Source organism: Paramesorhizobium deserti, assembly GCF_001558695.1.
GTDB classification, from domain to species: domain Bacteria; phylum Pseudomonadota; class Alphaproteobacteria; order Rhizobiales; family Rhizobiaceae; genus Paramesorhizobium; species Paramesorhizobium deserti.
Window position 1 is genome coordinate 77,413 of sequence record NZ_LNTU01000040.1, and the last position, 26,906, is coordinate 104,318.

The following is a 26,906-nucleotide window of genomic DNA, read 5'->3' on the forward strand; positions in this document are numbered from 1 at the left end:
GCCGCCTTTTTTGATCAAAGTCCGAGCGCGCGCAGCTTGCCATCAAGGAATTTCTTGGCCCGTGGCACATCGGCTTCATCCAGGTGCTCGATGATCATGGGGATGTTGGGATGCTTCTTTGCCAGACGCTTGAGGTAGAGATCATAATTCAACGAGCCGAGGCCAGGCGCGGGCAGTTCGATCTCGCCGACGCCACGGAAGGTATGGCTTTCCAACGCATCCTCGTCGCCGATATCCGCATGCTTTTCCGTCTTGTCGGAACCCGACCGTTTGACGTCCTTGGCATGGGCGATCTTGATCTTGTCCGACAGCGTATCGAACACCTGATCGAGGATCTCATCCATCCGGTCGATATTATGCGCCTCGAAATAGTTGGTTGGATCCATCAGCAGGCCGAGCCCCGGATGGTCGACCTGGGCAAACATCTTCACCGTCTCCTCGACCGAACCAACGACATTGTTGACATAGGTCTCCAGCAGGAAAACCGCGCCGTGATCATAGGCGTGCTGGGCGAGATCGGCGATGACCTTGCGGCACTCCTCGAACCCCTCCCCAGTCTTGTTCTTCGGATGATGCACCCAGTCGGATTCGGTATTGTAAGTCCCGGTCTCGGAAATCACGTATGGCGTGCCGAGATATTGTGCATGGCGGATGATCTCCTTGAGATATCCGACCCGGCGATCACGTTCCGCCTTGTCCGGGTGGATGATGTTCGTATAGCCGGAAATACAGGAGATCGGCAGGTTATGGTCGCGGAAGGTCTCGCGGATCCGCACGCACTTCTCCTTCGTGATCTGCCCCGCCGAGAGATCGATATCCCGAAAATGCATGTCGAGCTGCACGGTATTGAAGTCGAGCGCCCGGATCTTGCGTGCCGTCTCCTCCAGCCCATAGGGAAAATAGCCGCTGAAAATGCCCACCTGCATCATGATCTTGTTCCTCCCATAATTGATTGGCCTAGTTGATTGATATCTCGTTGAGCCTGACGGTCCGCTTCTTCGCGATCGAGCGGTAGCCCGCCTCCACCAGGGCAACAGTCCTGACGTTGTCGGCCACCGAAAGCGCCGGTGGCTCGCCGCTCTTCACGGCATATTGGAGTTGCTCCATCACGCCGGTGAAGGCGTGCGGAAACCACATGGTCTCCCAGGCGGGCGTCACCCACTTGCCATCGGTCGCGCTTTTCGAGGCATAGGAGAGCGTCGAGGCCGAGCCATCGGGCCAGCCGATCGTCCCCTGGGCGACACCATCCGTCCCCTCGACCCGCCATTTGATATAATTGTCGTGCTCGAAGCCCTCTTCCCGTGGGCCAGCCCAGACATCCTCCATCGAAACCGCCAGTAGCCCTGAGCCAAACGTCAGGGTCGAGACGGTGATCCCGTCGCCATGCGCAAAGCGCGTGCGCGGGTCGCTGCGCGCCAGCGTGGTGATCGTCTCAGGCTCACCGAAGAGAAACCGAAGAACATCGAGATGATGAACGCTCATATTGGCCAGCGTCAGCCGGTCATAATCCTCAAGGAAGGTCTGCCAGTGCGGAATAGCCCGCATTTCAATGGTCGCCATGACGGGCTGGCCCAGTTCGCCACGGTCCAGGATCTGCTTGAGAACCCGCATCGATTGATCGTAGCGCATGTTCTGGTTGACGGAGAGGATTTTGCCTGATTTCGCCGCCTCGTCGCGCAGCGCGATCGCCTCCTCCAGGCTCAGGGCCAGCGGCTTTTGTGCAAGAATCCCTTTGATATGCGGCTGCCGCAAGGCCTTGCGGATCAGGTCCGGTTGCTGGTCGGGCGGAAAGGCGATGTCGAGAATCTCGACATCCGGATCAGCGATAAGCTCATCGGGTGTCTCATACACCACCGGGATGTGCCAGCGTTCAGCAACCGCTTTCGCCTTGGTGAAAGTCCGCGAAGCAATCGCCACGACCGGGAAGCTCGCCTGTGCGTACGCCGCGAGATGGCATTCCGCCATGATCATTCCCGCGCCGATGCAACCGATTTTATAATCCTTCACCCGAACGGGCGGGTCGGGCGTGAAGCCCCTCGCGCCTGACATGATGTCTCCTCCCTGGCATGCTTATGGTGGCCCGAAGAACCTCCCCCTTCAGCGCTGCGGATACTGATCTCCAAAATGATGTGAGTCAACATCAAAATAAATCATTTTCCATCACCAAGCGAATTTTATAGCGCGAGTCGGCGAGCAGCAGTGCCGCAAGCTTTTTGAAAAACGTGTATTTTCATTGTTGAAAGAGCCGTTCCCTATAGAAGCCGCTTGATTTCCTGCTCCACGAAATCCATCATTTTACATCATTTGGAGAATAGACTTGCGTTTCACACTGACAGACATCGCCCGCGAGGCGGGAGTATCGAGCGCCACGGTAGACAGGGTCCTCAACAATCGCAGCGGCGTGAAGGAACGGACGCGCGAAATCGTTCTCGATGCCGCCCGGCGACTTGGCTATCTCGGCAGCACGGCGACCGGTTCCCCGACAACCCCTATCAAACTGGATTTTGTGCTTCCAGCCGGCACGAATGCCTTCATCGCCAGCCTGCGCTCACAGATCGAACGGCAGGCCGCGGCACAAAAACAGCTCGACGTGCGCGTTCATTCCATCGATGGCTTCAACCCGGACCGGCTGGCGAACACACTCAATGACCTGCAGGGCAATACACAAGGGGTTGGGGTGGTTGCGCTCGACCATCCGACCGTGCGCGAAGCGATGCGCGCCCTCGCCGGCTCTGGCGTGCCCGTAGTGACCCTCGTGTCCGATATCCTGCATGTGCCGAGAATCTCCTATATCGGCATCGACAACCGTGCCGCCGGGCGCCTCGGTGGGTATCTCCTGGGGAGGCTGATCGGAGACAGCGAAAAACGCAAAGTAGCTCTCTTCGCCGGATCGCTCTCCTATCGGGGCCACGAGGAACGTGAGATGGGCTTCCGGCACGTTCTCGTGGAGGAATTTCCCCAGCTGGAGATCGTCGAGTTGCGGGAAATCCATGATGACCGCGATCAAGCCTATACGGGAACGCGCAAATTGATGGAAAGACACCCCGACCTGGCCGGCATCTACAATATCGGAGCCGGCAATCAGGGAATCGGGCGGGCGCTCCTCGAAATCGGCAAGAACCAGTCCGTTATCTTTGTCGGACACGAGCTGACCGACGGCAGCAAGGCGCTGCTGCTCGACCGCACCATGGATGCGGTCATCGACCAGAACCCAAGGATAGAAGCGCGGGAGGCGCTATCAACATTGACGCACGCCATCCGCGGCGAACCGATCGACTATCATCCCCCGCGCCTGCAGGTGATCTTCCGCGAGAACATTCCGGAGATATAGGCGGAGCTCGAACTGTCAGCGTCGACCATCCGTCTTCGCTCGGGAATTCAGATCTCTTCGAGCATATCCGCGGAAAGAGAAGAGGAAAGCCGGCGGAGACGGCCCTCGGCTACAAGAGAATCGACCAACCGCCGCTCGGCGGCGAAGGGATGCCATTCCCAGCCCACATGATCGAAACCGGTCAGCACAACGTCGTCATCGCGCGCCGCAAAGCCGGCGAGGATTTGGGCAATGACGATCATGCCGCTCGACGGCACGACGTAGGGCTCAGGCGCAAACCGCTCGAGATCGCGGTCCAGTTGCTCATGCACGGTGGCGGGGATAACCCGGTGCAAACGGCCCGTTTTCTCGGTGAAATTCTCGAAACTTGCGGTGTAATCGTCGCAGAAATCGTCAAGGTCGGGATGGGATCTGGCCAGTTCAGCCCGCATTCCGGCGAATTTTTCACCAGCGCGCACGCTCCAGATCTCCCGTGCCTGCCGCACGCCGTCGCTCGTCTTCCAGCCGTCGCCATCGAGCATCGCCCGCGCCGGACGGCCGGTATTGCAGACGGCGACCACATCCGTTTTCGTTCCGCCGGCGCCGATGGAGCGGCAATCGTTGAAGCGGATCACCACATCGGCCGCATCGATCAGGGCGCCACCCCTGGCCGGTATCCCGCCATTTCCCACGATCATGATGATGCGACCTGCCTTCAAAGACCGTTGCTCCCATAATGACGCATTTCAAGGCGGAGACGCCGGGCTGCCAGAACAGCACGTACCGCGGAATTAGCATACATCTGTGAAGCTGGCGACACGCCCTTGCGCTCCCGGCATTTCATTGCGTGTGAAGAGCTTGAGCAGGCGCCCGATAGCTTATCCGTATCTTTTTGATGTGGGATGTCGGAACCGAAGCGCCTCGTGCGTCCTATGGACATCAGCAACAGGAGAGATTCCGATGAGTGTGCTTAAAAAAAAGGCTTCCTCGGCCATCATCGCGGTGAGCGACATCGAGCGGGCACGGCGCTTTTACAGCGATACGCTCGGCCTCGAACTCAACGAAAAAGGCATGGAGGGCGTGCTGGTCTATAAGACCGGCGCGACCCATCTTGTCGTCTACCCTTCCGAATTTGCCGGCACCAACAAGGCCAACGCCGTAGTGTGGGACTGCGGTGCCGATATAGACGCCATCGCTGCCGATCTGCGCGCCAAGGGCGTGAAATTCGAGCACTATGAGATGAATGGTGTGACTTATAAGGATGGCGTCCACGACGCCGACGGGTTCAAGATGGTCTGGTTCAAGGATCCTGACGGCAATATCCTGCATCTGAACAGTGCATGAAACACCCCGTTATGCCGATATCGGCATAACTTGCACCGGGAGGAATCGTATATGACGCATTCCAACTCCTATGCGCTCGGCTTCACGACCCTGGACCACGAGATCGAGAACGTGTCCCTGACGGTGACAGGCGCCCTGCCCGACTGGCTGAGCGGTAGCCTGATCCGCACCGGTCCCGCTCGGTTCGAGGTGGGCAAACAGGCCTATATCCACTGGTTCGATGGCCTCGCCATGTTGCACGCCTTCGCGTTCGACTCGGGATCGGTAAACTATTCCAATCGGTTCATCCGATCACGGAGTTGGTGCGAAGCCGAGGAGAAGGGCCGCATCGCGCGGGGTGAATTCATGACCGATCCGTGTCGGACGATCTTCGGCCGGGTGGCAGCGCTTTTCGCCCCAAAGCTCACCGACAACGCCAATGTCAATATCGGGGTGCTCGGCGAGCGGATCGTCGCGCTCACCGAGACGCCGATGCCGATCCGCTTCGATCCGCAAACGCTCGAAACGCAGGGACACCTCACGCTTGGCGAAGCGGTGAGGGGGCAGCTCTCCACCGCTCACCCACACAGCGATGGAACGCGCAGTTACTCTTATGTAATCGAGATGGGGCGCAAGAGCATCTACCGCCTGTTCGTCGATGAGAACGGGCAGCAGCGCGTGCTTGCCGAACTGCCAGCCGATCAACCGAGCTATATGCACTCGTTCGGCATGTCGGAACGCTACTTGATCCTCACCGAATTCCCGTTGCTCGTGAACCCGCTCCGGCTGGCGCTCTCGGGCAGACCGTTCATCACCAATTACCGCTGGCAGCCGGAGCGTGGCACGATTTTTACCGTAGTCGACAAGACAAGCGGTACGGTGGTAGCGCGAGCCGCGGCGGCGCCCTGCTTTGCCTTCCACCACGTCAATGCCTTCGAAGAAAAAGATGCGGTACATGTCGACTTCCTCGCCTATCCAGACGCCGGAGTGATCGACCGCCTTCGCCTCGATCGGCTGCGTGCCGGCGGGCCGTCCTCCGCGGTCTCGACGCTGACCCGCTTCTCGATTCCGCTGGGCGGGGCCGATAGCGGATTGCAAGCGGTGGAGGGAGAAATTCTATGCGACACGCCTTTCGAGCTGCCACGCATTGATTACCCGCGTCACGCCGGCAGGCGGCATAGCCACGTCTGGGGTGTCGGCCAAAGCGATGCGGCGACATTTCTCGATATGATAGTGAAGGTCGAGCTCGCCGGCGCGACGCCCCTCGTGCGGCGATGGCATCAGGACCATTGCTACGCCGGCGAACCCGTATTCGTCGCCGGCCCGGGAGGCAATGCCGAGGACGACGGCATTCTGCTGTCGGTGGTGCTGGATGCGCGGGCGCAGACGTCGTTCCTGCTCGTCCTCGATGCCGCGACCCTTGCCGAACGCGCAAGGGCCGCGGTGCCGCACCACATTCCGTTCGGCTTCCACGGCAATCACTTTCCAGACCCGGCCTCCCGGCCTCGGTGAGGACGCCCGCAGCACGGTAGACCTTCGGAGGGTTGACGTTGGAAGACTGAAAACTATACGCGTGGTTATAGTCGCGCCAGGCTTCGGCTACCCGCGCAGGCGTTTGCGCCGTTAGCTTTTGGCAGCTTGCCTTATCGGACATGAATTGCTAGCCCTTGCGAATGTCGGCAGAAAAGCCTTCCCACACCGCCAATACCAACGCCGCCTATATCCGGGACTGGCGCCATTATGCCGCCTGGTGCAGACGTCGAGGGCTGGAACCGCTGCCGCCGGATGCTGAGCGGATCAGCCTCTACCTCATCGCCCAGGCCTCTCCCGCCGAAGATGATGGCGCGGCGGCGCTTTCGATCTCCACCATCGAGCGCCGGCTGGCGGGGCTTGCCTGGAATTTTGCCCAACGTGGCTTCGCCTTCGACCGCAGGGACAGCCATATTGCCGAAGCCATAGTTGAGATCCGCCGCCATCGCCGTCCGTCAGCCACCAAGGAGACGGTGAGCGCCGAGGATATTCTGGCCTTGATCGGTACCCTTGGCTACGATCTTCGGGGGCTGCGTGACCGCGCCATTCTACTGATCGGTTTTGCCGGCAATTTGCGTCGTTCTGAAATCACCGGCCTCGATATCCGCCAAGGCGACAGCACCGACGGTACTGGCTGGATCGAAATTCAGGAAAAAGGTGTGCTTGTGACCCTCAATGCCAAGAATGGCTCGCACACGGTGGAAATCGGACGCGGCCCATCGGAACGCTCCTGCCCAGTCGTGGCGCTGGAGAAGTGGATGCACTTTTCCAGGATATCCCGCGGACCGCTTTTCCGCCGCATCCTGCGCGACGGCAAGACGATCGGCACTGAGCGGCTCAACGACCGGCATGTCGCCCGTCTGGTCAAGCAGACGGCGCTTGCCGCCGGCATTCGCGCCGATCTTCCCGAAGAGGCCCGGATAGCCAGATTCGCCGGCCAGTCGCTGCGCGGCGGCAAGCGGGGCGCTCCCGCCAGGCCGAGCCGGCCATAGCCAGACAGCCCTACCACACAGATAAAGCAATCGAACCCATGCGAAGAATCTGGCGCCCTCTGCTCGTCCTCCTCTTGCTCCTCGCGGCTTTCGTCTATCTAACCAATACGAGCCTGCTTGCCTCCAGATCGGCCGGCGACCCCATTCTGCTCGCGCATCGCGGCATCGCCCAACGCTTCGATACGACTGCTCTCGAGAACGACACCTGCACAGCGGAACGGATTTTCCCACCGACGCACGCATTTCTGGAAAATACGATCCCTTCAATGCGCGCGAGTTTCGAAGCAGGCGCCGATATCGTCGAGATCGACGTCCATCCCACGACCGATGGCAAGTTCGCGGTCTTCCATGACTGGACGGTCGATTGCCGCACCGACGGAACAGGCGTGACCCGCGAGCATTCGATGGCCGAGTTGAAGAAGCTCGATATCGGCCATGGCTATACGGCGGACGGCGGCAAGACCTTTCCGTTCCGGGGCAAGGGCATTGGGCTGATGCCATCACTCGACGACGTGCTGAACGCATTTCCCAACCGTCGTTTCCTCATCAACGTCAAGAGCCGCGATCCCGAAGAGGGTGCGAAGCTTGCCGCCGCGCTGAAAGCTCTCCCGGCGAACCGGCGGGCGCAGCTCATGGTCTATGGCGGCGACGAGCCGGTGACCCGGCTCAAAAGCGAATTGCCCGAGGTGAAAACCGTCTCTCGCGGTTCGCTCAAAGCCTGCCTCATCCGCTATATCGCCTATGGCTGGACCGGGATCGTGCCGGAAACCTGCCGCAACATGGCGGTTCTCGTTCCGATCAATGTTGCGCCATGGCTGTGGGGCTGGCCGGATCGCTTCCTCAACCGTATGGAAGCCGCTGGCAGCACGGTCTTCCTTCTCGGCCCTTATGGCGGAGGCGCATTCTCCACCGGCATCGACACCCCGGAAGAGATCAAGCAGCTTCCTGTCGGCTATTCCGGCGGCATCTGGACCAACGAGATCGAAATGGCAGCCGATGCGCTGAAGTCGAAGCCCCGGTAGACCGGCGCCTATCAGCCATCATCGCCGGCTGCCGAGCGGAAGCGTGCCTTGGCGCGTTCCACGTGACGGAAAAAGGCTTCCTGCGCCCGGTATTTGTCGCCGGAAGCAATCGAATCGACCATTTCACGATGCTCGCGGTTGGAAACCGCCAGCCCCCCTGCCTGGACAAGGCTGCGGACCCGGCAAAGATGCAGCTTGTCCACCAGGGTTTTGTATTCCCGCATCAGGACGCTGTTCCCGGTGGCCGACATCAGATATTCATGGAACTCCAGATTGGCATGATAGTAGCCGTCAAAGTCGCGCGCCGCCGCCAGTCCGTCCATCGTATCGAGCCGGGCTGAAAGCTTCTCGAGCATCCGGTCTGTCACCTTCTCCGTCAGTAGACGTCCGGCAAGGCCGAAGATCGCGGCGCGGACATCGTAGATCTCCAGGGCTTCCGCAGTGGAGATCGCGCGCACGAACATGCCGCGATTTCGCACCATGGTGACGAAACCGCGCGCTTCGAGGCCGCGCATCGCTTCACGGAGCGGTCCCCGGCTGGTGCCGAAACGGTTCGACAGGTGGATTTCGTTCAGGCGCTCTCCCGGCGCGATCTCGCCCGCGAGGATCAACCGCTCCAACTCGCGCTCCAGATGCGCGGTCAAAGACCGTGTAGACTGCCGACCCGCTTCCTCCTGAACGGCAGCGGTCGCAGTGTCCAATTCTGTCGTCATCCCTGACTCCGACAATGCGCGCCCTTCCCGTGCGTATTGGAGGCCGGATGGCGACGGGCGCTCACCGGCCTCCCGCTTCATTATCTGACCGCCGACGCTCTCGCGACTTCACACGATTCAGCCAGACTTTCAAGCCGCCAACTCGTTTGCAACAGCGCCTCGGTCCGCGCTTCGCCAATCACAAGAGCGGATTGCACCCGGAATTTGCGGTCCAGTTCTTCATCGGAAAGCGGCCGTTCACGGCTGCCGATCGCCCGCTCCACATGCTTTTTGAGCGTCGAACCGTCGCTGAAGGTCACCTTGATATCGACGGAGGCCTCGTGACAGTTCGCATCAGCAACAGCAACGACGCGGTCGCGAAGCGCGACGATTTCCGGAAGGTTCACCACCTCGTCCGTAAAGGCGGTAGGCGCGCCATCGCCGCGCAGGAGAGCGCTGGCAGCGGAATGATAGACGCTGAACTTGCCCTCCAGGCCCGTCTTCGGACCGCGCTTGCCGGTGAGCTCGAGCACCAGCGGATGGGTCGTGAGCTCGACTTTTTCGATCTCATGCACCCGATCGCCGATCTCTTCGCCGATCTGCAGACAACCGTCGATCGTCGGATGAATCACGATCCCACAGGCGAAGGGCTTATAGCTGTTCAACGCGGCTTCCCACCGTGTACCGAGATCATCGAGGATTTCGGCGTAGTCCTGCTTGTCGGACATGACATTGGCAAATCCGCGCGGCGCTTCCAGAGCCCGCAACGAGCTGTCGTACCCCGCTTCGGCCAAAAGAGCGGCGAACATGCCGTTCTGCGCCGCGCGTCCCGGATGAAAGCTCTTCGTCATGGTTCCGAACATTTCACGCAAGCCTGCCGACTGCGTTGCGGCAAGGCCGATCGCCCATGCCATCTGCCGTTCATCGAGGCCCAGGATCTTACCGACGGCGACGGCAGCGCCGAACACGCCTGTCGTCCCGGTAATGTGCCAGCCGCGGTCGTAATGCGCGGGATAGACGGCGTTGCCGATGCGACATTCCACTTCCACACCGATGATCAGCGCTGTCAGAAGATCGTATCCGCGGATGGTACGGTGTTCCGAAAGGGCGACAAGTGCCGAGGCAACCGGCCCGGCAGGATGGATGATCGTCTTCAGATGCGTGTCGTCATAGTCGAGCACGTGGGACGATATGCCGTTGATCAGCGCTGCATGCAGCGCATCGAGACGCTCGCCGCGACCAAGGACCGTCGAAGAGGCTGGACCCGAAAACGGCAGAACGGCCGCAAGCGCCCGATCGACCGTTTCATGGCGGGCTCCGCCAACGGCACACCCGACCCAGTTGACGAACGTCCGCAAGCCTTCGCGGCGGACCTCCGCGGGAATGTCACTCCCCTTCAGCCCGACAATCCATTGGCACAGTTCGGCCGTCACCGCCGTCGTCTGTGACGGGGCATTGCGGCTGTGTAAATTCATTGCTTTCTCCTATTGCGATCGGCGTTTGGATGCCGGTGAATGTGTTGACAATAATTTGCATTAAAGCTGCTATCAACCAAAAAATTCCTATATTGTTGACACAAGAGAATAGATACGATCGATGCGTCTTATCCGATTTCAACTTTTAGTACGCATAATTGCTTGTTTTTTCGGGAATATCGCCTAGGATACCACCGTCAAGAATCAATCCGATTTTTGCTAACACAATTTGGAACGATAAAAGTGTTGACAATTTAAATTTCAGGGCTGTTAAATGGAGAGAACGGCGACTACGAGGGGCATGGGGTCGCCGTCAAATCCAAGGGAGGAAGGAAATGCTGAAGAATTGTCTGACTGCGACAGCTATTGCCATATCGTTCGGTGGCACTGCGGTTGCGCAGGACTATCCGGTGAAGTCGGTCACGCTGGTCACGCATTCGAGCCCTGGTGCGGGGGGCGACGTATTCCTGCGCGAACTGGCAAAGGCCTTATCGCCGGTCCTCGGCGTGAATGTCGTGGTCGAGAACATTACCGGCGGCTCCGGCGCAACGGCCATGGCACACATCGCAAAGGCTCCGAAGGACGGATCCATTCTCTACGGAACAACGCCGACCTTCATCTACACGTCCCTGCTGTCCGATCCCGAATATAGCTACAAGGATCTCGACCCGGTCGTGAATGTGTTCGAGGATCCCGAGATGATCTTCACCAGCGCGAAGGGTCCGTTCAAGACCCTCGAAGATGCGATGACCAAGGCGCGCGAAAGCCGCGGCACCTGGGGAGCGGCCAATCCGGCATCGCTGGAACGGCAATCCATGGAAATGTTGAAGACGGCATCGGGCGTCAACGCTGCCGTGGTCACCCACGAAGGCGGCGGCGACATGATGATCAACGTGCTCAATGGCACGCTCGACATCGGTGTCGGTGAAATGCAGGAGCTGAAGTCTCAGGTCGAAGCGGGCCAGGTCCGCATTCTCGCCGCGCTGACCGCGGAGCGTGTGGCGGACTATCCCGACATACCGACGGTCAAGGAGCTTGGCTATGACGTGGCGGTTCGCAAGTTCCGGGGCATTGCGGGACCGAAGGACCTGCCGGCCGATGTGATCGCGGCCTGGGAGGCAGCGATTCCGCAAGTCCTTGCCAAGCCGGAGTTCAAGACCTGGTACGAGACGAACAGCCTTCGGCCCGATTTCATGCCCCAGTCCCAATACCGCAATTTCATCAACGGTTTTGCGGATCAGACGAGTGACTTCCTGCGCTCTGCCGGCGTCACGCAATGACCCTGAAAAACGGTGGGCGCAACAATCAGCGCCCCGGAGGAGATGCAATGATCACGCGCAATATCGTCGGCGGCATCGCCACGACCATCATCGGGGCGGTTTATCTGTATCTCGCCCTGCACATCCGGGTCAGCGCACTTGCGGATGGCTTCGGCCCTCGCGGCATGCCGGTCATTTATGGTTGGCTGGTTACCGGGCTCGGCCTGCTTCTTCTCGTTCACTCGGCCATCGAGGTGGCCCGGCTAAGTCCGGAAGCTCGTGCTGTCCTAAGCGAAAAGGAATGGGCTGGCCAGGGACGAAAGATCCTTCAGGCGGCCGGTCTGTTTGCGATTGCTATCGCTTTTTTGTTCGCTGTAAACATCCTCGGCTACCCGCTGACCCTGGCGCTGCTCATTGCGGCCGTGGCCGTCTACATGGGTGCACGACCGGATCTTCTCCTCCTGGTCATCGCCGCCGGGGGCGCCGCGATGATGTGGTTCATTTTCGTCGGACTTTTGGACGTGCGCATGCCGCAAGGCATCTTCTCCTCGCTGGGTTTTTGAGCTCGATCACGAGCGGATGAACCTTCGCCATCCTGGAGCATATAATGGAATCTCTCTTGGATACGCTGCCGCATCTGCTTGATCTTTCGTTGATCCTTGCGGCCTTCATTGGCGTCACCTGCGGCATTCTGGGAGGTGCCCTGCCAGGTATCTCTCCCTCCATCACCATGGCTTTGCTGCTGCCCTTCACCTATGCCATGCAACCGGTCGACGCGATCGTCATGCTGGCGGCGACCTATATCGGGGCCGAGTATGGCGGCTCCGTCCCCGCGATCCTGATCCGCACACCGGGGACGAATGCTGCCGCGGCAACGGTGCTCGACGGATATGCCATGAACCGTCAGGGCAAGGCTGGACTGGCGCTCGGCATCTCGCTTTATTCCGGCTTTCTCGGCTCGATATTCGGCCTGCTGTTATTGATCATGCTGTCAGAGCCCCTGGCAAATCTGGCGCTCGCCTTCTCACCGCCCGCCTATTTCGCCCTCGGCATCCTCGGCCTCAGCGTCATTGCGACCTTATCGGGCGACTCCATGCTCAAAGGGCTGATTGCCGCTCTCTTTGGACTCATGATCGCGACGATCGGAACCGACCCCGTGACCGGGTCGAACCGCTTCACCTTTGGAAATTCCGATCTTCTAGGCGGTATCGAACCGGTTCTGGTCATGGTCGGACTTTTTGCCTTGAGCGAACTTTTGGCGCAGGCGGGAACGCGCGATGACATCGACCGCATCACCTCCCGCCCCCGGATCGAATTTCCCGGCCTCAGGCTTGCCCGGCGCCTGATCAAGCCCCAGGCGATAGGAGGCACCATCGGAGCCTTCGAAGGCGTCATGCCCGGCGCAGGCGGAACGATCGCTTCGTTCATGGCCTATAACGAGGCCCGGCGCTGGTCGAAGAACAAGGAAGAGTTCGGCAAAGGATCGCCCGAGGGCATCGCCGCTCCGGAAACGGCCAACAATACCGTGGCGGAAACCGCGCTTGTGCCTCTTCTTTCCTTCGGCATCCCGGGCTCGAATTCCACCGCGATCCTTCTCGGTGGTTTCCTGATACACGGCCTGCAGCCCGGCCCCATGCTCTTCGAGAAGTCGGCGGATGTCATTCACGGCCTTTACGCCGGTATACTCGTAGCGATCTTCGGCATGGTCGCTGTCGGCATTGCCATTCTTCCGATCTGCGTCTGGATGGTCAATCGGCCCCGCGCCTTCCTGAATGCCTTCATTCTGGCGCTGATCCTGTCCGGTATCTACACGATTCATGAGGGATTGACCGATGTAGCTTTCATGCTCTTTGCCGGCGCCTTCGGCTTCTTCATGCGGTTTCTGCGCTTCCCGTTCCTTCCGACCGTGCTGGGGCTTGTGCTCGGCTTCCTGGTGGAAAGCAACTTCCGCCGGTCGCTGGTCCTGTCGGGCAATGACATGTCGATCTTCGTAGGCGACTGGGTTTCGATCGTGCTCTTGACGGTCGCGGCGCTGTTCATCGGCGGCTCCATCATTCAGCGCGGCATTTCCTTCTTCAAACCCTCGCCAAAAACGGCCGAGGCTGAACAGATAGGCGGCTGATCCATGCTTGATACCATCCAAACCCGCTCCGTATCGGAGCGCCTGGCCGATTGGGCGACGGAACTGGAGCCCGGTGCGCTCCCCTCCGCGACCCGCGAGAAGGCACGTGATATCCTCGTCGATATCGTCGGCCTGTGCATTGCCGCCCGCAACACGGATTATGTGAATGCAACGCGGCAAGCCGTCGAACCCGGCCACCATACGGTGATCGGCCATGCCTTCACCGCCTCCGCCCAGGGCGCGGCCCTCGTCAATGGCACGGCCGCGCATGGCGAGGACTTCGACGACACCTTCGAAGGCGGCCCGGTCCATTCCGGCGTGGTGATCGTGCCCGCGCTGCTGGCCGCCGCGGAAACCTGGAAGCTGGATAATGCCAGCACCATGCTGGGTATCTCCGCCGGATGCGAGCTCCTCTGCCGTCTGGCTCTGACCGTGCCGAAAGCCGTGCATAAGGCGGGCTTCCACCCCACTGCGGTTCTCGGCACCTTCGCGGCGACCTTCGGCATCTGTGTCGCCTGCAGGGCCAGCGAGAACATCACCGTGAATGCGCTCGGCATCGCCGGAAGCATGGCTTCCGGTATCATCGAATATCTCGGTGACGGCAGCTGGACGAAACGGATGCATCCGGGTTGGTCGGCACAATCGGCTTTGCGCGCCTACAGCCTCGCGCGCGCCGGTTTCATCGGCCCCCGCCAGGTGTTCGAGGGAACGCACGGTGCTTTCACGGCCTTTGCACCCTCCGTGAAACCGGCTATCGACCACCTGTTCGAAGACCTGGGCACACGCTTCGTCAGCGATACGATCACGTTCAAGCCATACCCCTGTGGAACCATGATCCAGCCCTACATCGACTGCGCCATCGCCCTGCGCCGGAGCGGCGCCCCGCTCGAGGGCATCCGATCGATCACCTGCAAGACGGCGGAGGGCATCGTCCATCGCCTGTGGGAGCCGCTGCCTTTGAAACGCCTGCCGCCCACCGCCTACGCCGCCAAATTCTCCGTGCCCTTCGGCGTGGCGCTCGGTCTCGCGCGTGGCCGTGCCGATCTCGGCGACTACACCGAAGCGACGATCGCCGACCCCGCACTCACGGATATCGCAGGCAAAGTCGGATTTGAAATCGATCCCGCCAATCCCTATCCCAAGGCCTTCACCGGCCATGTGCGCATTACCTATGAGGATGGCGGGATCGTCGAGCATGAGCAGAATTATATGCGCGGTGGTGCGGCACATCCTCTCACCCGGGCCGAGATCAACGCCAAGTTCGCCGCCAATCTTGCCTTCGGAAACTGCGCCGAGAGCGACCGGCTGTTGTCGATCTGCGATGGCATTGCGGCAGGCGAAGGCGACTACAGTGACATCGCAGGATTGGGAATAGCATGAGCGCGCGGACCGTAGCACTCGTCACCGGAGCCTCACGCAATATCGGACGTGCGATCGCCGTCAGACTGGCGCGGGACGGCTCGGATGTCGTCGTCCATGTCGGCCGGGACAAATCCGCGGCTGAAGAGACCGTCGCGGAAATACGTGCCGTCGGCCGGCGGGTTCACGTCGTCAGTGCCGATCTGACAGCTCCCCCGACCTGCCGCGCCCTAGTCGAAGAGGCCGTCGCCATATTCGGCGGCCTGGATATCCTGGTGAACAACGCCGCCATTCGCCCCGAGGCCCCGTTCGAGGAGATCACGCTCGCGGAATGGCGGCGGGTCATGGCGCTTGCGCTTGACGCGCCGTTTTTGGTCTCCCAGGCAGCCGTGGCGCCACTTTCGCAAAGCGGGCGTGCCGCCATCGTCCACATCGGCGGCCTCACGGGCCATACGGGCGCGGCCAACCGGGCGCATGTCGTTGCGGCCAAGGCCGGGCTTGTCGGCCTTGGCAAAGCGATGGCCCACGATCTCGCGGACAAGGGCATTACGGTGAATTGCGTCGTGCCGGGGCTGATCGACACGGCGCGCAAGGGTGGCACCAGTGGCGCGCCGGCGCACCACGCCCACCGCGCCAACCTGCTTGGCAGGCGAGGTACGGCGGAGGACGTTGCCGAAGCCGTCGCCTTCTTCTGCTCACCGGCAAACCGCTATGTGACGGGACAAAGCCTGCATGTGAATGGCGGCGCTTTCCTGCCATGAGAAGAAGCAGATTGTGGTTTTCCCAGATCCTGGCGCTTTTCGCGGCTGCGGCGGGCGGTGCGCTGTTCAACTGGACAGGCATACCGATCGGCTGGGTTCTCGGATCCCTGATTGCCGCCGCATTGTGGACGAACGCCACCGGCGGCCCGGGTCTTTCTCCCAATATCAGGCGTCTCGGCCAGCTGGTGCTTGGATGCGCCACGGCGTCCATTCTCACGCCCGCCCTTCTCGGCCAGATGGCGAATGCGCTGCCGGCGATGGTTCTCGCCGCCATCTTCGCCAATGGCTTCGCGTTTCTGCTGGCGCGGCCGTTCGCCCGCATTGCAGGCGTCGACAGGCTGACGGCGATGCTTTCCGTCCTGCCCGCGGGACTAGCGGAAATGGCGGGCCTCGCCCAGGACAGGAAAGCGCGCGCTGACGTCGTGGCCCTGGCCCATACGGCACGGGTAACGCTGATCGTCCTTACGCTGCCGGCGCTCGTCGGCGCAGGCAGACAACCGCTCGTCCCCGGAGACGGATCGGCCTGGGCGACATTGGCCTGCCTGACAATCAGCCTTGGCCTCGCCTGGATGATGAGCCGTGTCGGACTTCTGAACCCCTGGATCGTGCTGCCGGTGGTCGTCGGCGCCGTATTCGTTCTCTTCGGGATCGAGCTCGCGGCCCTTCCGCCGTTTGTCGTCATTGCGGCCCAGATCCTCATCGGCGCTTCGCTTGGCGCACGCCTGCCGTTCGACAGCTTCGCGCGCATGCCGGCCGTCCTCCTTGCGGCCATGTTTAGCACGCTTGCGCTCTTCACCGGAATGCTGGTGACTGTCGGACCGCTCCTTCACTGGGTCTATGACGTCGACATGACGTCACTTTCCCTGGCGCTTGCGCCCGGAGGGCTTGCTGAAATGCTGGCCGCGGCCAAGGCCGTTGGCGCCGATGTTCCCCTGGTTCTCGGGTTTCAGCTCCTGCGTTCCCTGCTGACCAACACCGCCGCGCCGATGATCATCCGTGCCGGCGGCCGCAACAGCGATCCGCCGATTGCATGAACATCATCCCGGCAGGTGCCGCCACAGGCTGAAGACAGTCGGAAGCACTGCGAAGGCCGCGGCAATCGCAAAAAGCACGAAGAGGAAGACGAGTTCGATCACCAGGCTCTTCGCACCTCCCTTTCGGGAGGAGATCATCTCCGGCGATCCGGTAACGGAATTCGGGTTCTCGCGCATAGGTCTCACCGCCGCCGGACGAAGCACGCCGCGACGCCTTTCTTGGCCTCGTTCGCGCGGTAGCCCGCCGTATTCAGCAGTTCCAAGGTGAACCGGCCGTCGGCGAGCTGGAGATAGAGCCTATAGGCGCCCTCGGCGGCGCCCGATACCCTGGCTGTCAGAATGCCTGCCGGCGCGAAGGACAGGCGATATCGTGAAAATCTCCCTCCCTACGGACCCGCCAACCGGAATCATAATCCTGGAATACCCAGAATACCGGAACCATCTCGGAGACGCCGCCGGATCGCGGCACATTGGTATGAGAATGTAAGTTCATGGGCTCATACTCCTGGAAGAGCCCAAGTCTTATGTCCGATCGATACATGAATTCGAGATGAGCCCGCAGGCAAAAAAATAAATGGATATTGATGCAGGCGGCCGCCGGCGGGGCGGCGGCCTTATCTGTTTGTTTTGCCGCCTTCATGCGGACGTCAGGTGTGTCTACCTGACTGCAAACGCTCTATCGCGCCTCTTCCTTCGTCAGGAGCAGCTTGTCGATGCGGCGACCATCGAGATCCACGACTTCGAATCGCCAGCCATTCTTGCTGAAGCTTTCCCCCAGTTCGGGGAGGCGCTTCAGCTCTTCGAGAACGAGTCCCGCGAGGGTCTGGTAATCGATATCGTCGTCGAGGGGAAAACGCATGACTTCGGCGAATTCGTCGATCGGCATCCAGCCAGCGACCAGATACGAGCCATCCTGACGGCGGATCATCGCCCGCTCTTCGGTTTCCCCTCCCCGAAACACACCCATGATGGCTTCCAGAATATCACCCGGGGTGATGATCCCCTCAAAATGCCCGTATTCGTCGAAGACCAGCACCATACGCGTGGGCGACCTGCGGATGGCTTCGATCACACTGTTGGCCATCGCCAGATCCGAGACCACCGAAGGCTCCCGGACCAGACTGCTGATGTCGACACGCCCGCCGGTCGACACGGCATTATAGAAATCCTTGACGAAGAGAATGCCGATCACCTCGTCGTCACTTCCCTTCCTGACCGGAAGGCGTTGATGGCTTGTCCCGTGCAACTGAGCGCGGATCTCGTCGAAGCTGTCTTCGAGATCAATCACCTCGACGTCCCTGCGCGGCGTCATCAGCGCCCTGGCGGTACGGTCGGCAAGCCGCATCACGCCGGAAATCATCGCCGATTCCTCTCTCTCGATGACACCCGCGCTCTGCGCCTCGGCAAGAACCGCCTTGATCTCCTCGTCGGTAACGCCCTCATTCGTCTTTCCCGACTGACCGAGAAGCCTGAGAACCAGATTGCCGGAGGCATCGAGCAGCCAGACCAGGGGCGCAGCCAGTTTCGATAGAAAGACCATGGCGGGAGACACCTTGCTCGCGATACCTTCCGGATTGCGCAGCGCGATCTGCTTTGGCACCAGTTCGCCGACGATCAGTGAAAGATAGGTGATGGCGACGACGACGGAGCCGACGCCGAGCGTATTGGACAGCGCGGGCGACAGCCCTTGTGATGCAAGCCAGCCGGCGAAGCGAGAGCCGAGAGTGGCCCCGGAAAAGGCACCGGCAAGAATCCCGACAAGGGTGATGCCGATCTGAACCGTCGAAAGAAACCGGCCGGGATTGTCGGCCAGTAGCAGGGCAAGGCGGGCACCGTTGCTCCCCTGATCGGCAAGAACCCGCAAGCGGGCCGGCCGCGATGAAACGACGGCGAGTTCCGACATTGCCAGCACACCATTCAAGATAGTAAGCAGGACGACGATTGAGATTTCCAGGAGCAAATTCAGCCTGTTTGGTTGATGGCGACGACCCGAGGATAGGGTGAAACCCGCGGGATGAAAAGCTCTCTCCCCAATGCAACGCATTTAGCAGCGGCTGCACCCGCCGGGCTGAAGGCTACCTTCGTTTTCCCTTGCCGCGCAATTGCCTGGCATAGACCACGCATTCGTCGATCATGCTTGCGCAGAGGGAATTCAGACTGGTGGGCGTGTTGTTATCGCCGGAAAACGCGACTTCCGCGACGCGACCATCAACCATCCGGACCTGGGTGCTGCAGGAGCCGCCCGGAGCCACGTTAACGCCACCACCCACGCCGGGGACCGAACCGATGCCGACCGTTGGCACCGAGATGTTCAGGCTTCCCCGCGATATATTCCGCTGCTGATACGTCCATATTTTTCCCGCATCTCCGGCATTGACAGTGGCTGTCGGAAAGCCGGCGCACATCCGTATCTGGGCTTCGGTCAGGCCGACTAGCCCCCTTCGCGCTTCGTGCACCGTGGCGTCTTCCCCGATCGTCGCCGACGTGTCGGCGGGGATGGCGCAGGACGCCGCCGCCAAGCCAAAGGCCGAGGCAATCACAAGCCTCAAGATTTGCCTGAGATGGTGCTCCATGACAGTCCCTGCACACGCATTGGGGGTAACCGGCTCGCCCACGAACACCCCGAACCACGGCAAGAGGGCGTTGTTCCTCCGATCGGGTCGTCACCAATATGGGTCGTTTGCGGAAGGGGCGGAATCCTGCGTTAAGCTCTCGCGAGATCATCCAGAATTGGAATGTCGCCTTCACCATGCACTATCCTTAAGTGTGCCACAGGGTCTGCTTTTCTGCGATCTTTCAATTTGGGTCAAAACGAAAGCTTTAACTTCATATTGTGACCGTCCACTGGAGGTGTGACATTGTTTCTCTTTTGCTGGGACGCATAGTATGCAATGGCTATGGACCATGAGACTCCGGTCCCTCATCACCTGTCTGCTCTCGATCTTCGCGATCCTGGGCATATTGACTGCACCGATGGCGATTCCATCGGATGCGGCAGCGATGGCGATTGAGCCAATGGCGCATATGGATATGTCAGCCATGCAGAACGACATATCCTGCTGCCTGGATCAGAAACAGTCTGTGCCGGACTGTCAAAAATCTTGTCCGCTGGCGACTATTTGCATGGCTAAGTGCTTCCCGGGCATTGCCCAGCGGGAGTTTGGCACGCTTCGCATTGAAGCTCGCTCCAAAATAAATCCATACAGCGATCCATTTCTAGATCCTACGACCGGCTACCCGCCAGATCGGCCGCCGAGAACCTGAATTCATCGTGTCCTTTGGGGACTTGTAACTGCTTGGCTTAGCCGAGCGTTAATGCGTGGCTTTGCGCCATAGCCATCCCGTGCTTTCGCACGAACCTACGATGAATTCAGGAAAATCAACAATGACGCTTTTCACTTTTAGGCCTGCGGTTGCCGCAGCGCTGATCGGCCTGACCTTCACAGGCCTTTCCACCCTGGCCTGGGCTCAAATCCAGGACTATGAGTTTCAGCTCGTCAGAAACGAGATCAAGCAGGGCAACGCGGCCGAGATCGCCGTGCGCCTGGTCGACAAGCGGTCGGGCCAGGTCGTCCCGGACGCGGTCATCTTCGCGCAGCGCGTGGACATGGCACCCGATGGCATGGAGATGATGGCCGCGCCGATTGAGGCTCTGCCGTCGACGGAGCCGGGTATCTATCGTTTCAAGGCGCAGATTTCCATGGCAGGCGGCTGGCGTCTGTCGCTTGGTGCCAAGGTTCAGGGCGAGACGGACACACTCGAAAACAAGCTCGAGTTCAAGGCCGTCGAATGAGCAGCGTCGGTCGAATTGGCCTCACCCTCGTCGCCATAATGACGGCGGGGGCTGGAGGTCTATGGGCCGGGCAGCGTGGTATCGCGCTGCCTGACCTTTCATGGCTCCGCGCCATCATCGGTGTCGAACTTGTCGCGGCGAAAGTCGAGACGCCGACGGGCACAGGGCTTGTCATTTATTATCGCGATCCGGATGGCCGCTCGGCTTATTCGATGACGCCGAAGGAGACCGCCGACGGGCGCGCCTTCGTGGCGGTGCGACAAAACGAGGACGTATCGTTCGAGACGGTCTCCGGAAAATCAGCCGCTGCCCCGGACGCAAGCGAGCGGAAAATCCTTTATTACCGCAACCCAATGGGGCTGCCCGATACATCCAAAGTGCCGAAGAAGGACTCGATGGGAATGGATTACATTCCTGTCTACGAGGGGGACGAAGCTGACAGCGGTATCGTTAAGGTTTCGTTGGGCAGGCTGCAAACAATCGGTGTGCGAACCGCAGTGGCAGAGCGTAGTGCGATTGAGCGCAAGATACTTGTCCCCGGCACAGTAGCGTTCGACGAACGGCGGATTCAGGTCGTTTCCATGCGGGTGGATGCGTTTATTGACAACGTTTCCAGCGTCACAACCGGAGACCGCGTCAAAAAGGGGGATGACCTCTTCCATTTCTACTCGAAGGATATCGCCAGAGCAGGAGCCGAGTATATCACGGAACTGCGCGGAGGTAGCAGACCGGGACTCGATACTGGTGGCGACCGGCAGTTGCGCAACCTCGGTGTGTCGGAAGAAACGATCCAGGCAATCGGCAAGGATCGATACGTGCCCCGGAGCATAACCTACCTGTCACCGAGTGATGGTGTCGTGCTTGAACGTAGCGCTACCGCCGGCATGATGGCGGAGGCTGGCAACGTACTGTTCCGGATTGCTGACACATCCAGGGTTTGGGTGATCGCCGACGTCCCGGAATATGATGCCGCCGCCATCCGTAAAGGCGCTCAAGCAACCGTCCGGGTGCGAAACCTGCCCGGCAAGGCGTTTAAGGGCACGGTCGACCTGATTTACCCCGAGCTACAGGCCCAGACGCGAACGGCCAGGGTGCGGATCGAGCTTCCCAATCCAGAGGGATTACTTCTCGCCAACATGTATGCCGAGGTCGAGATCGCATCCGGCGAGCCGAGCCCTGTTGTCGCCGTGCCGAACAGCGCTGTCATCGATACCGGTGACCGCCAGATCGTCTTCATCGACAAGGGTGAAGGCCGCTTTGAGCCGCGTGACGTCGCTGTTGGCGTACGCGGTGATGATCGAACGCAAATCACCAGGGGAATAGAAGTGGGTGAGAAGATCGTTGTCGCCGCGAACTTCCTGCTCGACGCCGAAAGCAACCTCAACGCTGCGCTCAATACGCTGACGGCAAGTGAGGGACAGCCATGATCTCCAAACTTATTGCCTGGTCTGCCCGCAATCTTGTGCTGATCTTCGTCGGAGCTGCACTCGCGATCGCGGCGGGCGTCTATTCAATTCGCACGCTTCCCCTCGATGCCATCCCCGACCTCTCCGATGTGCAGGTTATCGTCTTCACCGACTATCCTGGCCAGGCGCCGCAGGTGGTCGAGGACCAGGTCACCTATCCGCTGACCACGTCGATGCTGACGGTGCCACGATCGAGGGTCGTGCGTGGCTTTTCCTTCTTCGGCGTCTCGTTCGTCTACGTGATCTTTGAAGATGGCACCGATCCCTATTGGGCGCGGAGCCGCGTGCTCGAATATCTGAATGCCGCCGCAAGCCGCCTGCCGCAAGGAGTATCGCCGAGCCTCGGCCCTGATGCGACCGGGGTGGGCTGGGTCTACCAGTATGCCCTCGTGGCCAGGGAACTGTCGCTTGCCGAACTGCGCTCGCTTCAGGACTGGGTGGTGCGGTTCGCGGCGTCCAAGTCAGAAGGGGTCGCGGAGGTCGCGAGCGTCGGCGGCTTCGTCAAGCAGTATTCAGTCGTCGTCGATCCGGCCCGGCTCAGGGCCCAGAATGTGACGCTGAAGCAGATCGCCAACGCCGTCCGAGCAAGCAACCGCGATGTCGGCGGTCGAACCGTCGAGATCTCCGAGTTCGAGTTCATGGTCCGGGGCAAGGGCTATCTGCAGGGCGTCAAGGACATCAAGAACATCGTCCTCATAACCGAAGGCGGCACGCCGCTGCGTCTCGGTGATGTCGCGCGGGTTGAGGTCGTTCCCGACGAGCGGCGCGGCATCACCGAACTCAACGGTGAAGGCGAAGTCGCAAGCGGCATCGTGCTGCAGCGTTTCGGTGCAAATGCGCTGACCGTGATCGAGAATGCCAAAAGTAGTCTCGCGGCGGTCAAGGACAGCCTGCCTGCAGGCACGGAGATCGTGCCGGTTTACGACCGTTCCGAACTGATCGAGGCCGCGATCGAGACGCTGAAGGGCACGCTCGTCGAGGAGTCGATCGTCGTTGCGCTCGTCACGATTGCCTTTCTCCTCCATGTCAGAAGTGCGCTTGTCGCCATCATCATGCTGCCGATCGGTATCCTGATGTCCTTTGTCGCCATGCGCGCGCTCGGGATTGGGGCCAATATCATGAGCCTCGGTGGCATTGCCATTGCCATCGGCGCCATGATCGAGAACGCTCACAAGCACCTGGAGTGCGCACCGCCTGACAAATCCCGCACGGAAGTGCTGATCAAGGCGGCAAGCGAGGTCGGTCCGGCTCTGTTCTTCAGCCTGCTGATCATCACCGTATCGTTCCTGCCGATCTTTACGCTGGAATCGCAGGAGGGCCGGCTATTCGGGCCGCTTGCCTTCACCAAGACCTTCGCCATGGCGGCAGCCGCGCTTCTATCGGTCACGCTCGTGCCGGCGCTGATGGTCGTGTTCGTCCGCGGCAAGATCGTGCCGGAGCACAAAAACCCACTTAACCGTTTTCTGATATGGGTTTACCGGCCGGTCATCTCCGTCGTTCTTAGGACGAAGACGGTGACGATACTGCTTGCTGTGGCAGCGCTCGCCGCCACCGTCTGGCCCGCACGCCATATCGGTAGCGAATTCATGCCGAGCCTGAATGAAGGCACACTCATGTATATGCCGACGACGTTGCCCGGCCTGTCGGTGACCAAGGCGGCCGAACTGATGCAGACGCAGGACCGCATCATCAAGTCGTTTCCTGAGGTCGAGACGGTGTTTGGCAAGGCAGGCCGTGCACTGACCGCCACCGATCCCGCCCCGACGGAGATGTTCGAGACGATCATCACCCTGAAACCGAAATCCGAATGGCGGCCGGGCGTGACGATCGACAGCCTGAAACAGGAGATGGATGCAGCCTTGCAGTTTCCCGGTGTTTCCAATGCCTGGACGATGCCGATCCGCGCCCGCATCGACATGCTGTCAACGGGCATCCGCACGCCAGTCGGCGTCAAGATCTACGGCGCTGATCTGAAAGAGATGGAGCGGATCGCTCGCGATATCGAGACGGTCCTCAAAACCGTGCAAGGCACATCAAGTGCCTATGCGGAGCGCGTGATCGGAGGCTACTACCTCGATATCGTTCCAGACCGGGTGGCGCTTGGCCGCTACGGTTTGAGCGTCAGCGACGTTCAGGATGTAGTGGGAACGGCGCTTGGCTCGGAGGTGGTCACCTCTACGGTTGAGGGCCGTGAACGATACGGCGTGGCGGTGCGTTATCCGCGGGCCTTGCGCAGTGATCCGCAATCGATCGCCCGCGACGTCCAGGTTGCGCTTCCGGGCGGCGGAACCGTGCCACTCGGTGAAGTGGCTGAGATAAAACTGACGCGCGGCGCGACGACCATTCGAACGGAGAATGGCCAGCTCGCCGTCTATGTCTTCGTCGATATCGCCAATCGCGATCTTGGCGGATATGTTGCTGAAGCGAAGGAAGCGGTTGCGAAGAGTGTGAAGATGCCGGCTGGATATTCGGTCGGCTGGAGCGGCCAGTACGAGTATCTGGAACGGGCGAAGGCGCGGCTGGCTATCGTCGTCCCGCTCACGCTGGCACTGATCTTTCTGCTGCTATATCTGAACTTCAAGCGGCTCACCGAAACGCTGATCGTCATGCTGTCGCTGCCCTTTGCGCTCGTTGGCGGCATCTGGCTGATGTGGTGGCTGGGTTTCAATGCCTCGGTGGCCGTCGTCGTGGGGTTCATCGCCCTTGCAGGCGTTGCGGCCGAGACCGGGGTGATCATGTTGATCTATCTCGATCAGGCCCTGAGAGAGCAGCGGGCCGTCTGCGAGGAGGAAAGGCGGGTGTTCACGCGCGCCGACCTGCGGGAGGCGATCATGGTCGGGGCGGTCGAGCGTGTCCGGCCGAAGATGATGACCGTCGTTGCGATCATGGCGGGGCTGGTGCCGATCCTCTGGAGCACCGGAACCGGATCGGAAATCATGCAGCGGATCGCCGTGCCGATGATCGGTGGTATGATCTCATCGACGATCCTGACGCTCGCGGTGATCCCCGCAATCTACGGATTGGTCAAGGGCTGGCGGTTGTCAGAGAATTCCGACAGCCAATCGCCCGCCACCGAATCCGAGTTCACCCTTCTAAAGGCAGCGGAATAAAGGAGGATGCCATGATGAACGATATGATGGGCGGCGGCATGGTATGGGAATGGGACTCATTGAATATCGTCTATCCAAGACCGAGCATTTCCACGGTCGTGTCCGGCCCGTGGAAGTGCCTCGGCCAGCCGATGATACCTCTTACCGGCGAACGGGGTGCGCCTCGCGGGGATGGCGCTTTTCCAGCGCATCGGCATGATGAGCCCGTCCGGTGGCGCGCAAACGCTTGAGATAGGCCGGCAGTTCGCCCCGGCAGTGGAACGGGCCGCCTTCGCGCATGACGGTCATCAATGGATCGATATTCGTCGAGCTCTGTTTCATCATCTCGCCACGCCACTCCTCCAGCAAGCGGCTTGCATGCGCGACCATTTCGGGATGTCGGCCAGCTACATTCTCCTGCTCATGCGGATCGTCCGTCAGATTGAAGAGAGTGGTCGGCCCGAAATCCTTGTATCCGTCATGGTAGGTGCGCAGCATCAGCCAATCCGCGCCATCGCGGTTAAACCTGACGCCGCGCTGTGCCGCCCAGGCGCCCTGGCTGGTGATCAGATACTCTCGCCCTCCATCATTCCCGTCCAGCAGCGCTGCATTGAACGAACGCCCGTCCCAGATGTCGGGCACCTTGCCTCCAAGCCGCTCGATGAGCGTGGCCGGCCAGTCGAAATGATAGTGCAGCCCCCTGTTCACGCCCCGCATCTCGTTAGCGCCCGGCCAGCGAATGATCAGCGGCACGTTGCAGGTGAACTGGTCCACCGTCTGGTGATCGGCCCAGACATTGAGCTCGCCCATATTCTCACCGTGATCCGCACCGATGACGATGATGGTCTTGTCGAAAAGACCCTGCCTTTTCAGTTCCTCGATCAGGAGGTCAACATAGCCGTCCGCATAACGGATGCCGGTATCGTATCCGTCGAACCAGGCCTTGGCCTTTTCCATGCTGTCGATCGGCGTCGGCGCGCGGGGATAAAGCGACTGTTGATCATCCTCGGTGAAACCCGTCGGCTCTAGCGGGCTGTGCGGTCCGTAACCGGCGACCCCCTTGGCAAGCACTTCTTCGGTCAACCATTGCGGTCCGGGTTCATCGGCGAACGGGTCGCCATAAGCCTCGGGCACGCGATAGGGCGTATGCGGATCCCAGACATTGACATGCAGGAACCAGCTTTTGTCGGAGCCGTTGCGGCGCAGCCAGTCGATTGCCTTGGGAACGACCTCATCGGCATTCTCCATCCCGACTTTTCCGGGGTTGATCACCTCGTTGAAACCGGCATACCAGTGCCAGCATCCATGCCGCTCTCCGAAACTGCTAACCGTGGCGGTATGATAGCCGAGATCGCGAAGGGCTTTCATCCAGCCATGATAGTAGAAGGTCCCCGCCCATATACGATCCGCACCTTCGTGGAAGGGTTCGCAGGCGGTTCCCCCATGACCGACGACGCCTGTCTTCATTCCGAAACGTCCACTCCACAGTGCCGTGCGCGAAGGATGGCAGGGGACGTCAGAGACATAGACATTCTCGAACCGGATGCCTTCGGCGGCGATGCTGTCGATCGCCGGCGATGTGTTCCGGTGGTATCCGTAACAACCGAGGTGATCGCGACGCAGGCTGTCTATGTCGATATAGAGAATGTTCATGGATCGTCCCTGTCAGATAATGGCAG

Annotated in this window: 24 protein-coding genes; 14 read left to right on the forward strand and 10 right to left on the reverse strand. The window is 60.5% G+C overall.

From position 1 onward, the window contains the following. Positions 1-14 precede the first annotated feature (14 nt). Positions 15-929: a sugar phosphate isomerase/epimerase family protein gene (locus tag ATN84_RS24390; protein ID WP_068885112.1), complete on the reverse strand. Its 915-nt coding sequence runs from the start codon at positions 927-929 to the stop codon at positions 15-17. Between the two features lie 28 nt (positions 930-957). Beyond that, complete coding sequence (locus tag ATN84_RS24395) at positions 958-2,049, reverse strand: Gfo/Idh/MocA family protein (protein ID WP_068885113.1); 1,092 nt, start codon at positions 2,047-2,049, stop codon at positions 958-960. A gap of 268 nt (positions 2,050-2,317) precedes the next feature. On the opposite strand from ATN84_RS24395, the gene ATN84_RS24400 reads away from it, so the two are divergent. Continuing rightward, positions 2,318-3,331: a LacI family DNA-binding transcriptional regulator gene (locus ATN84_RS24400; protein ID WP_068885114.1), complete on the forward strand. Its 1,014-nt coding sequence runs from the start codon at positions 2,318-2,320 to the stop codon at positions 3,329-3,331. A gap of 47 nt (positions 3,332-3,378) precedes the next feature. Here ATN84_RS24400 and ATN84_RS24405 read toward each other — a convergent pair whose 3' ends face one another. Next, positions 3,379-4,029 carry a glycosyltransferase family 29 protein gene (locus tag ATN84_RS24405; RefSeq protein ID WP_153020376.1) on the reverse strand — a complete coding sequence of 217 codons (651 nt, stop codon included), beginning with the start codon at positions 4,027-4,029 and terminating at the stop codon, positions 3,379-3,381. Between the two features lie 241 nt (positions 4,030-4,270). Here ATN84_RS24405 and ATN84_RS24410 point away from each other — a divergent pair, with 241 nt between their 5' ends. From ATN84_RS24410 to ATN84_RS24425, 4 genes are all read left to right on the forward strand, one after another. Then, positions 4,271-4,654, forward strand: a complete 384-nt coding sequence (locus ATN84_RS24410; RefSeq protein ID WP_082766478.1) for a VOC family protein — start codon at positions 4,271-4,273, stop codon at positions 4,652-4,654. A gap of 51 nt (positions 4,655-4,705) precedes the next feature. Beyond that, positions 4,706-6,145, forward strand: a complete 1,440-nt coding sequence (locus tag ATN84_RS24415) for a carotenoid oxygenase family protein (RefSeq protein ID WP_068885115.1) — start codon at positions 4,706-4,708, stop codon at positions 6,143-6,145. A gap of 161 nt (positions 6,146-6,306) precedes the next feature. Continuing rightward, positions 6,307-7,155, forward strand: coding sequence for a site-specific integrase (locus tag ATN84_RS24420; RefSeq protein WP_068885116.1), 849 nt, complete (start codon positions 6,307-6,309; stop codon positions 7,153-7,155). A gap of 38 nt (positions 7,156-7,193) precedes the next feature. Next, positions 7,194-8,177 (forward strand): glycerophosphodiester phosphodiesterase family protein, encoded by a 984-nt coding sequence (locus ATN84_RS24425; RefSeq protein ID WP_068885117.1) that lies wholly within the window; start codon positions 7,194-7,196, stop codon positions 8,175-8,177. An 11-nt stretch (positions 8,178-8,188) separates the two neighbouring features. On the opposite strand, the gene ATN84_RS24430 is transcribed toward ATN84_RS24425, so the two are convergent. Beyond that, on the reverse strand, positions 8,189-8,890 hold the full coding sequence (locus ATN84_RS24430; RefSeq protein ID WP_068885118.1) for an FCD domain-containing protein: 702 nt from the start codon (positions 8,888-8,890) through the stop codon (positions 8,189-8,191). Between the two features lie 80 nt (positions 8,891-8,970). Continuing rightward, complete coding sequence (locus tag ATN84_RS24435; RefSeq protein WP_068885119.1) at positions 8,971-10,344, reverse strand: MmgE/PrpD family protein; 1,374 nt, start codon at positions 10,342-10,344, stop codon at positions 8,971-8,973. 335 nt (positions 10,345-10,679) lie between these two features. Between ATN84_RS24435 and ATN84_RS24440 the strand changes: the two genes are divergently transcribed. The 6 genes from ATN84_RS24440 to ATN84_RS24465 are packed head-to-tail and all read left to right on the forward strand — an operon-like array spanning position 10,680 to position 16,879. After that, complete coding sequence (locus tag ATN84_RS24440) at positions 10,680-11,624, forward strand: Bug family tripartite tricarboxylate transporter substrate binding protein (RefSeq protein ID WP_068885120.1); 945 nt, start codon at positions 10,680-10,682, stop codon at positions 11,622-11,624. Positions 11,625-11,671: 47 nt separating this feature from the next. Next, positions 11,672-12,166 (forward strand): tripartite tricarboxylate transporter TctB family protein, encoded by a 495-nt coding sequence (locus ATN84_RS24445; RefSeq protein WP_068885121.1) that lies wholly within the window; start codon positions 11,672-11,674, stop codon positions 12,164-12,166. A gap of 44 nt (positions 12,167-12,210) precedes the next feature. Beyond that, on the forward strand, positions 12,211-13,725 hold the full coding sequence (locus ATN84_RS24450; RefSeq protein WP_068885122.1) for a tripartite tricarboxylate transporter permease: 1,515 nt from the start codon (positions 12,211-12,213) through the stop codon (positions 13,723-13,725). 3 nt (positions 13,726-13,728) lie between these two features. Further along, positions 13,729-15,105: an MmgE/PrpD family protein gene (locus ATN84_RS24455; RefSeq protein ID WP_068885123.1), complete on the forward strand. Its 1,377-nt coding sequence runs from the start codon at positions 13,729-13,731 to the stop codon at positions 15,103-15,105. Further along, complete coding sequence (locus ATN84_RS24460; protein ID WP_068885124.1) at positions 15,102-15,845, forward strand: SDR family NAD(P)-dependent oxidoreductase; 744 nt, start codon at positions 15,102-15,104, stop codon at positions 15,843-15,845. The genes ATN84_RS24455 and ATN84_RS24460 overlap by 4 nt, the downstream gene beginning before the upstream one ends. Before the next feature lie 11 nt (positions 15,846-15,856). After that, entirely contained in the window at positions 15,857-16,879 is a 1,023-nt protein-coding gene (locus tag ATN84_RS24465) for an AbrB family transcriptional regulator (RefSeq protein WP_201026442.1), read from the forward strand. 3 nt (positions 16,880-16,882) lie between these two features. On the opposite strand, the gene ATN84_RS27365 is transcribed toward ATN84_RS24465, so the two are convergent. From ATN84_RS27365 to ATN84_RS24480, 4 genes are all read right to left on the reverse strand, one after another. After that, positions 16,883-17,056 (reverse strand): hypothetical protein, encoded by a 174-nt coding sequence (locus tag ATN84_RS27365; RefSeq protein ID WP_161939619.1) that lies wholly within the window; start codon positions 17,054-17,056, stop codon positions 16,883-16,885. 157 nt (positions 17,057-17,213) lie between these two features. Continuing rightward, positions 17,214-17,519 carry a hypothetical protein gene (locus ATN84_RS27370; protein ID WP_068885126.1) on the reverse strand — a complete coding sequence of 102 codons (306 nt, stop codon included), beginning with the start codon at positions 17,517-17,519 and terminating at the stop codon, positions 17,214-17,216. A gap of 36 nt (positions 17,520-17,555) precedes the next feature. Beyond that, complete coding sequence (locus tag ATN84_RS24475; RefSeq protein ID WP_068885127.1) at positions 17,556-18,839, reverse strand: hemolysin family protein; 1,284 nt, start codon at positions 18,837-18,839, stop codon at positions 17,556-17,558. A gap of 115 nt (positions 18,840-18,954) precedes the next feature. Further along, on the reverse strand, positions 18,955-19,452 hold the full coding sequence (locus ATN84_RS24480) for a hypothetical protein (RefSeq protein WP_068885128.1): 498 nt from the start codon (positions 19,450-19,452) through the stop codon (positions 18,955-18,957). 812 nt (positions 19,453-20,264) lie between these two features. Here ATN84_RS24480 and ATN84_RS24490 point away from each other — a divergent pair. Genes ATN84_RS24490 through ATN84_RS24500 form a run of 3 tightly spaced genes read left to right on the forward strand, consistent with a single transcriptional unit; the run spans position 20,265 to position 25,248 of the window. Further along, positions 20,265-20,672, forward strand: a complete 408-nt coding sequence (locus ATN84_RS24490) for a FixH family protein (RefSeq protein ID WP_068885130.1) — start codon at positions 20,265-20,267, stop codon at positions 20,670-20,672. Further along, a complete protein-coding gene (locus ATN84_RS24495; RefSeq protein ID WP_068885131.1) occupies positions 20,669-22,099 on the forward strand; it encodes an efflux RND transporter periplasmic adaptor subunit in 1,431 nt (476 codons plus the stop codon). Before ATN84_RS24490 ends, ATN84_RS24495 begins: the two co-directional genes overlap by 4 nt. Further along, entirely contained in the window at positions 22,096-25,248 is a 3,153-nt protein-coding gene (locus ATN84_RS24500; protein ID WP_068885132.1) for an efflux RND transporter permease subunit, read from the forward strand. The genes ATN84_RS24495 and ATN84_RS24500 overlap by 4 nt, the downstream gene beginning before the upstream one ends. A 141-nt stretch (positions 25,249-25,389) precedes the next feature. Here ATN84_RS24500 and ATN84_RS24505 read toward each other — a convergent pair whose 3' ends face one another. Then, the gene (locus ATN84_RS24505) at positions 25,390-26,880 is read right to left on the reverse strand and encodes a sulfatase family protein (RefSeq protein WP_068885133.1); all 1,491 of its coding nucleotides are present in this window, start codon (positions 26,878-26,880) and stop codon (positions 25,390-25,392) included. Positions 26,881-26,906: the final 26 nt, after the last annotated feature.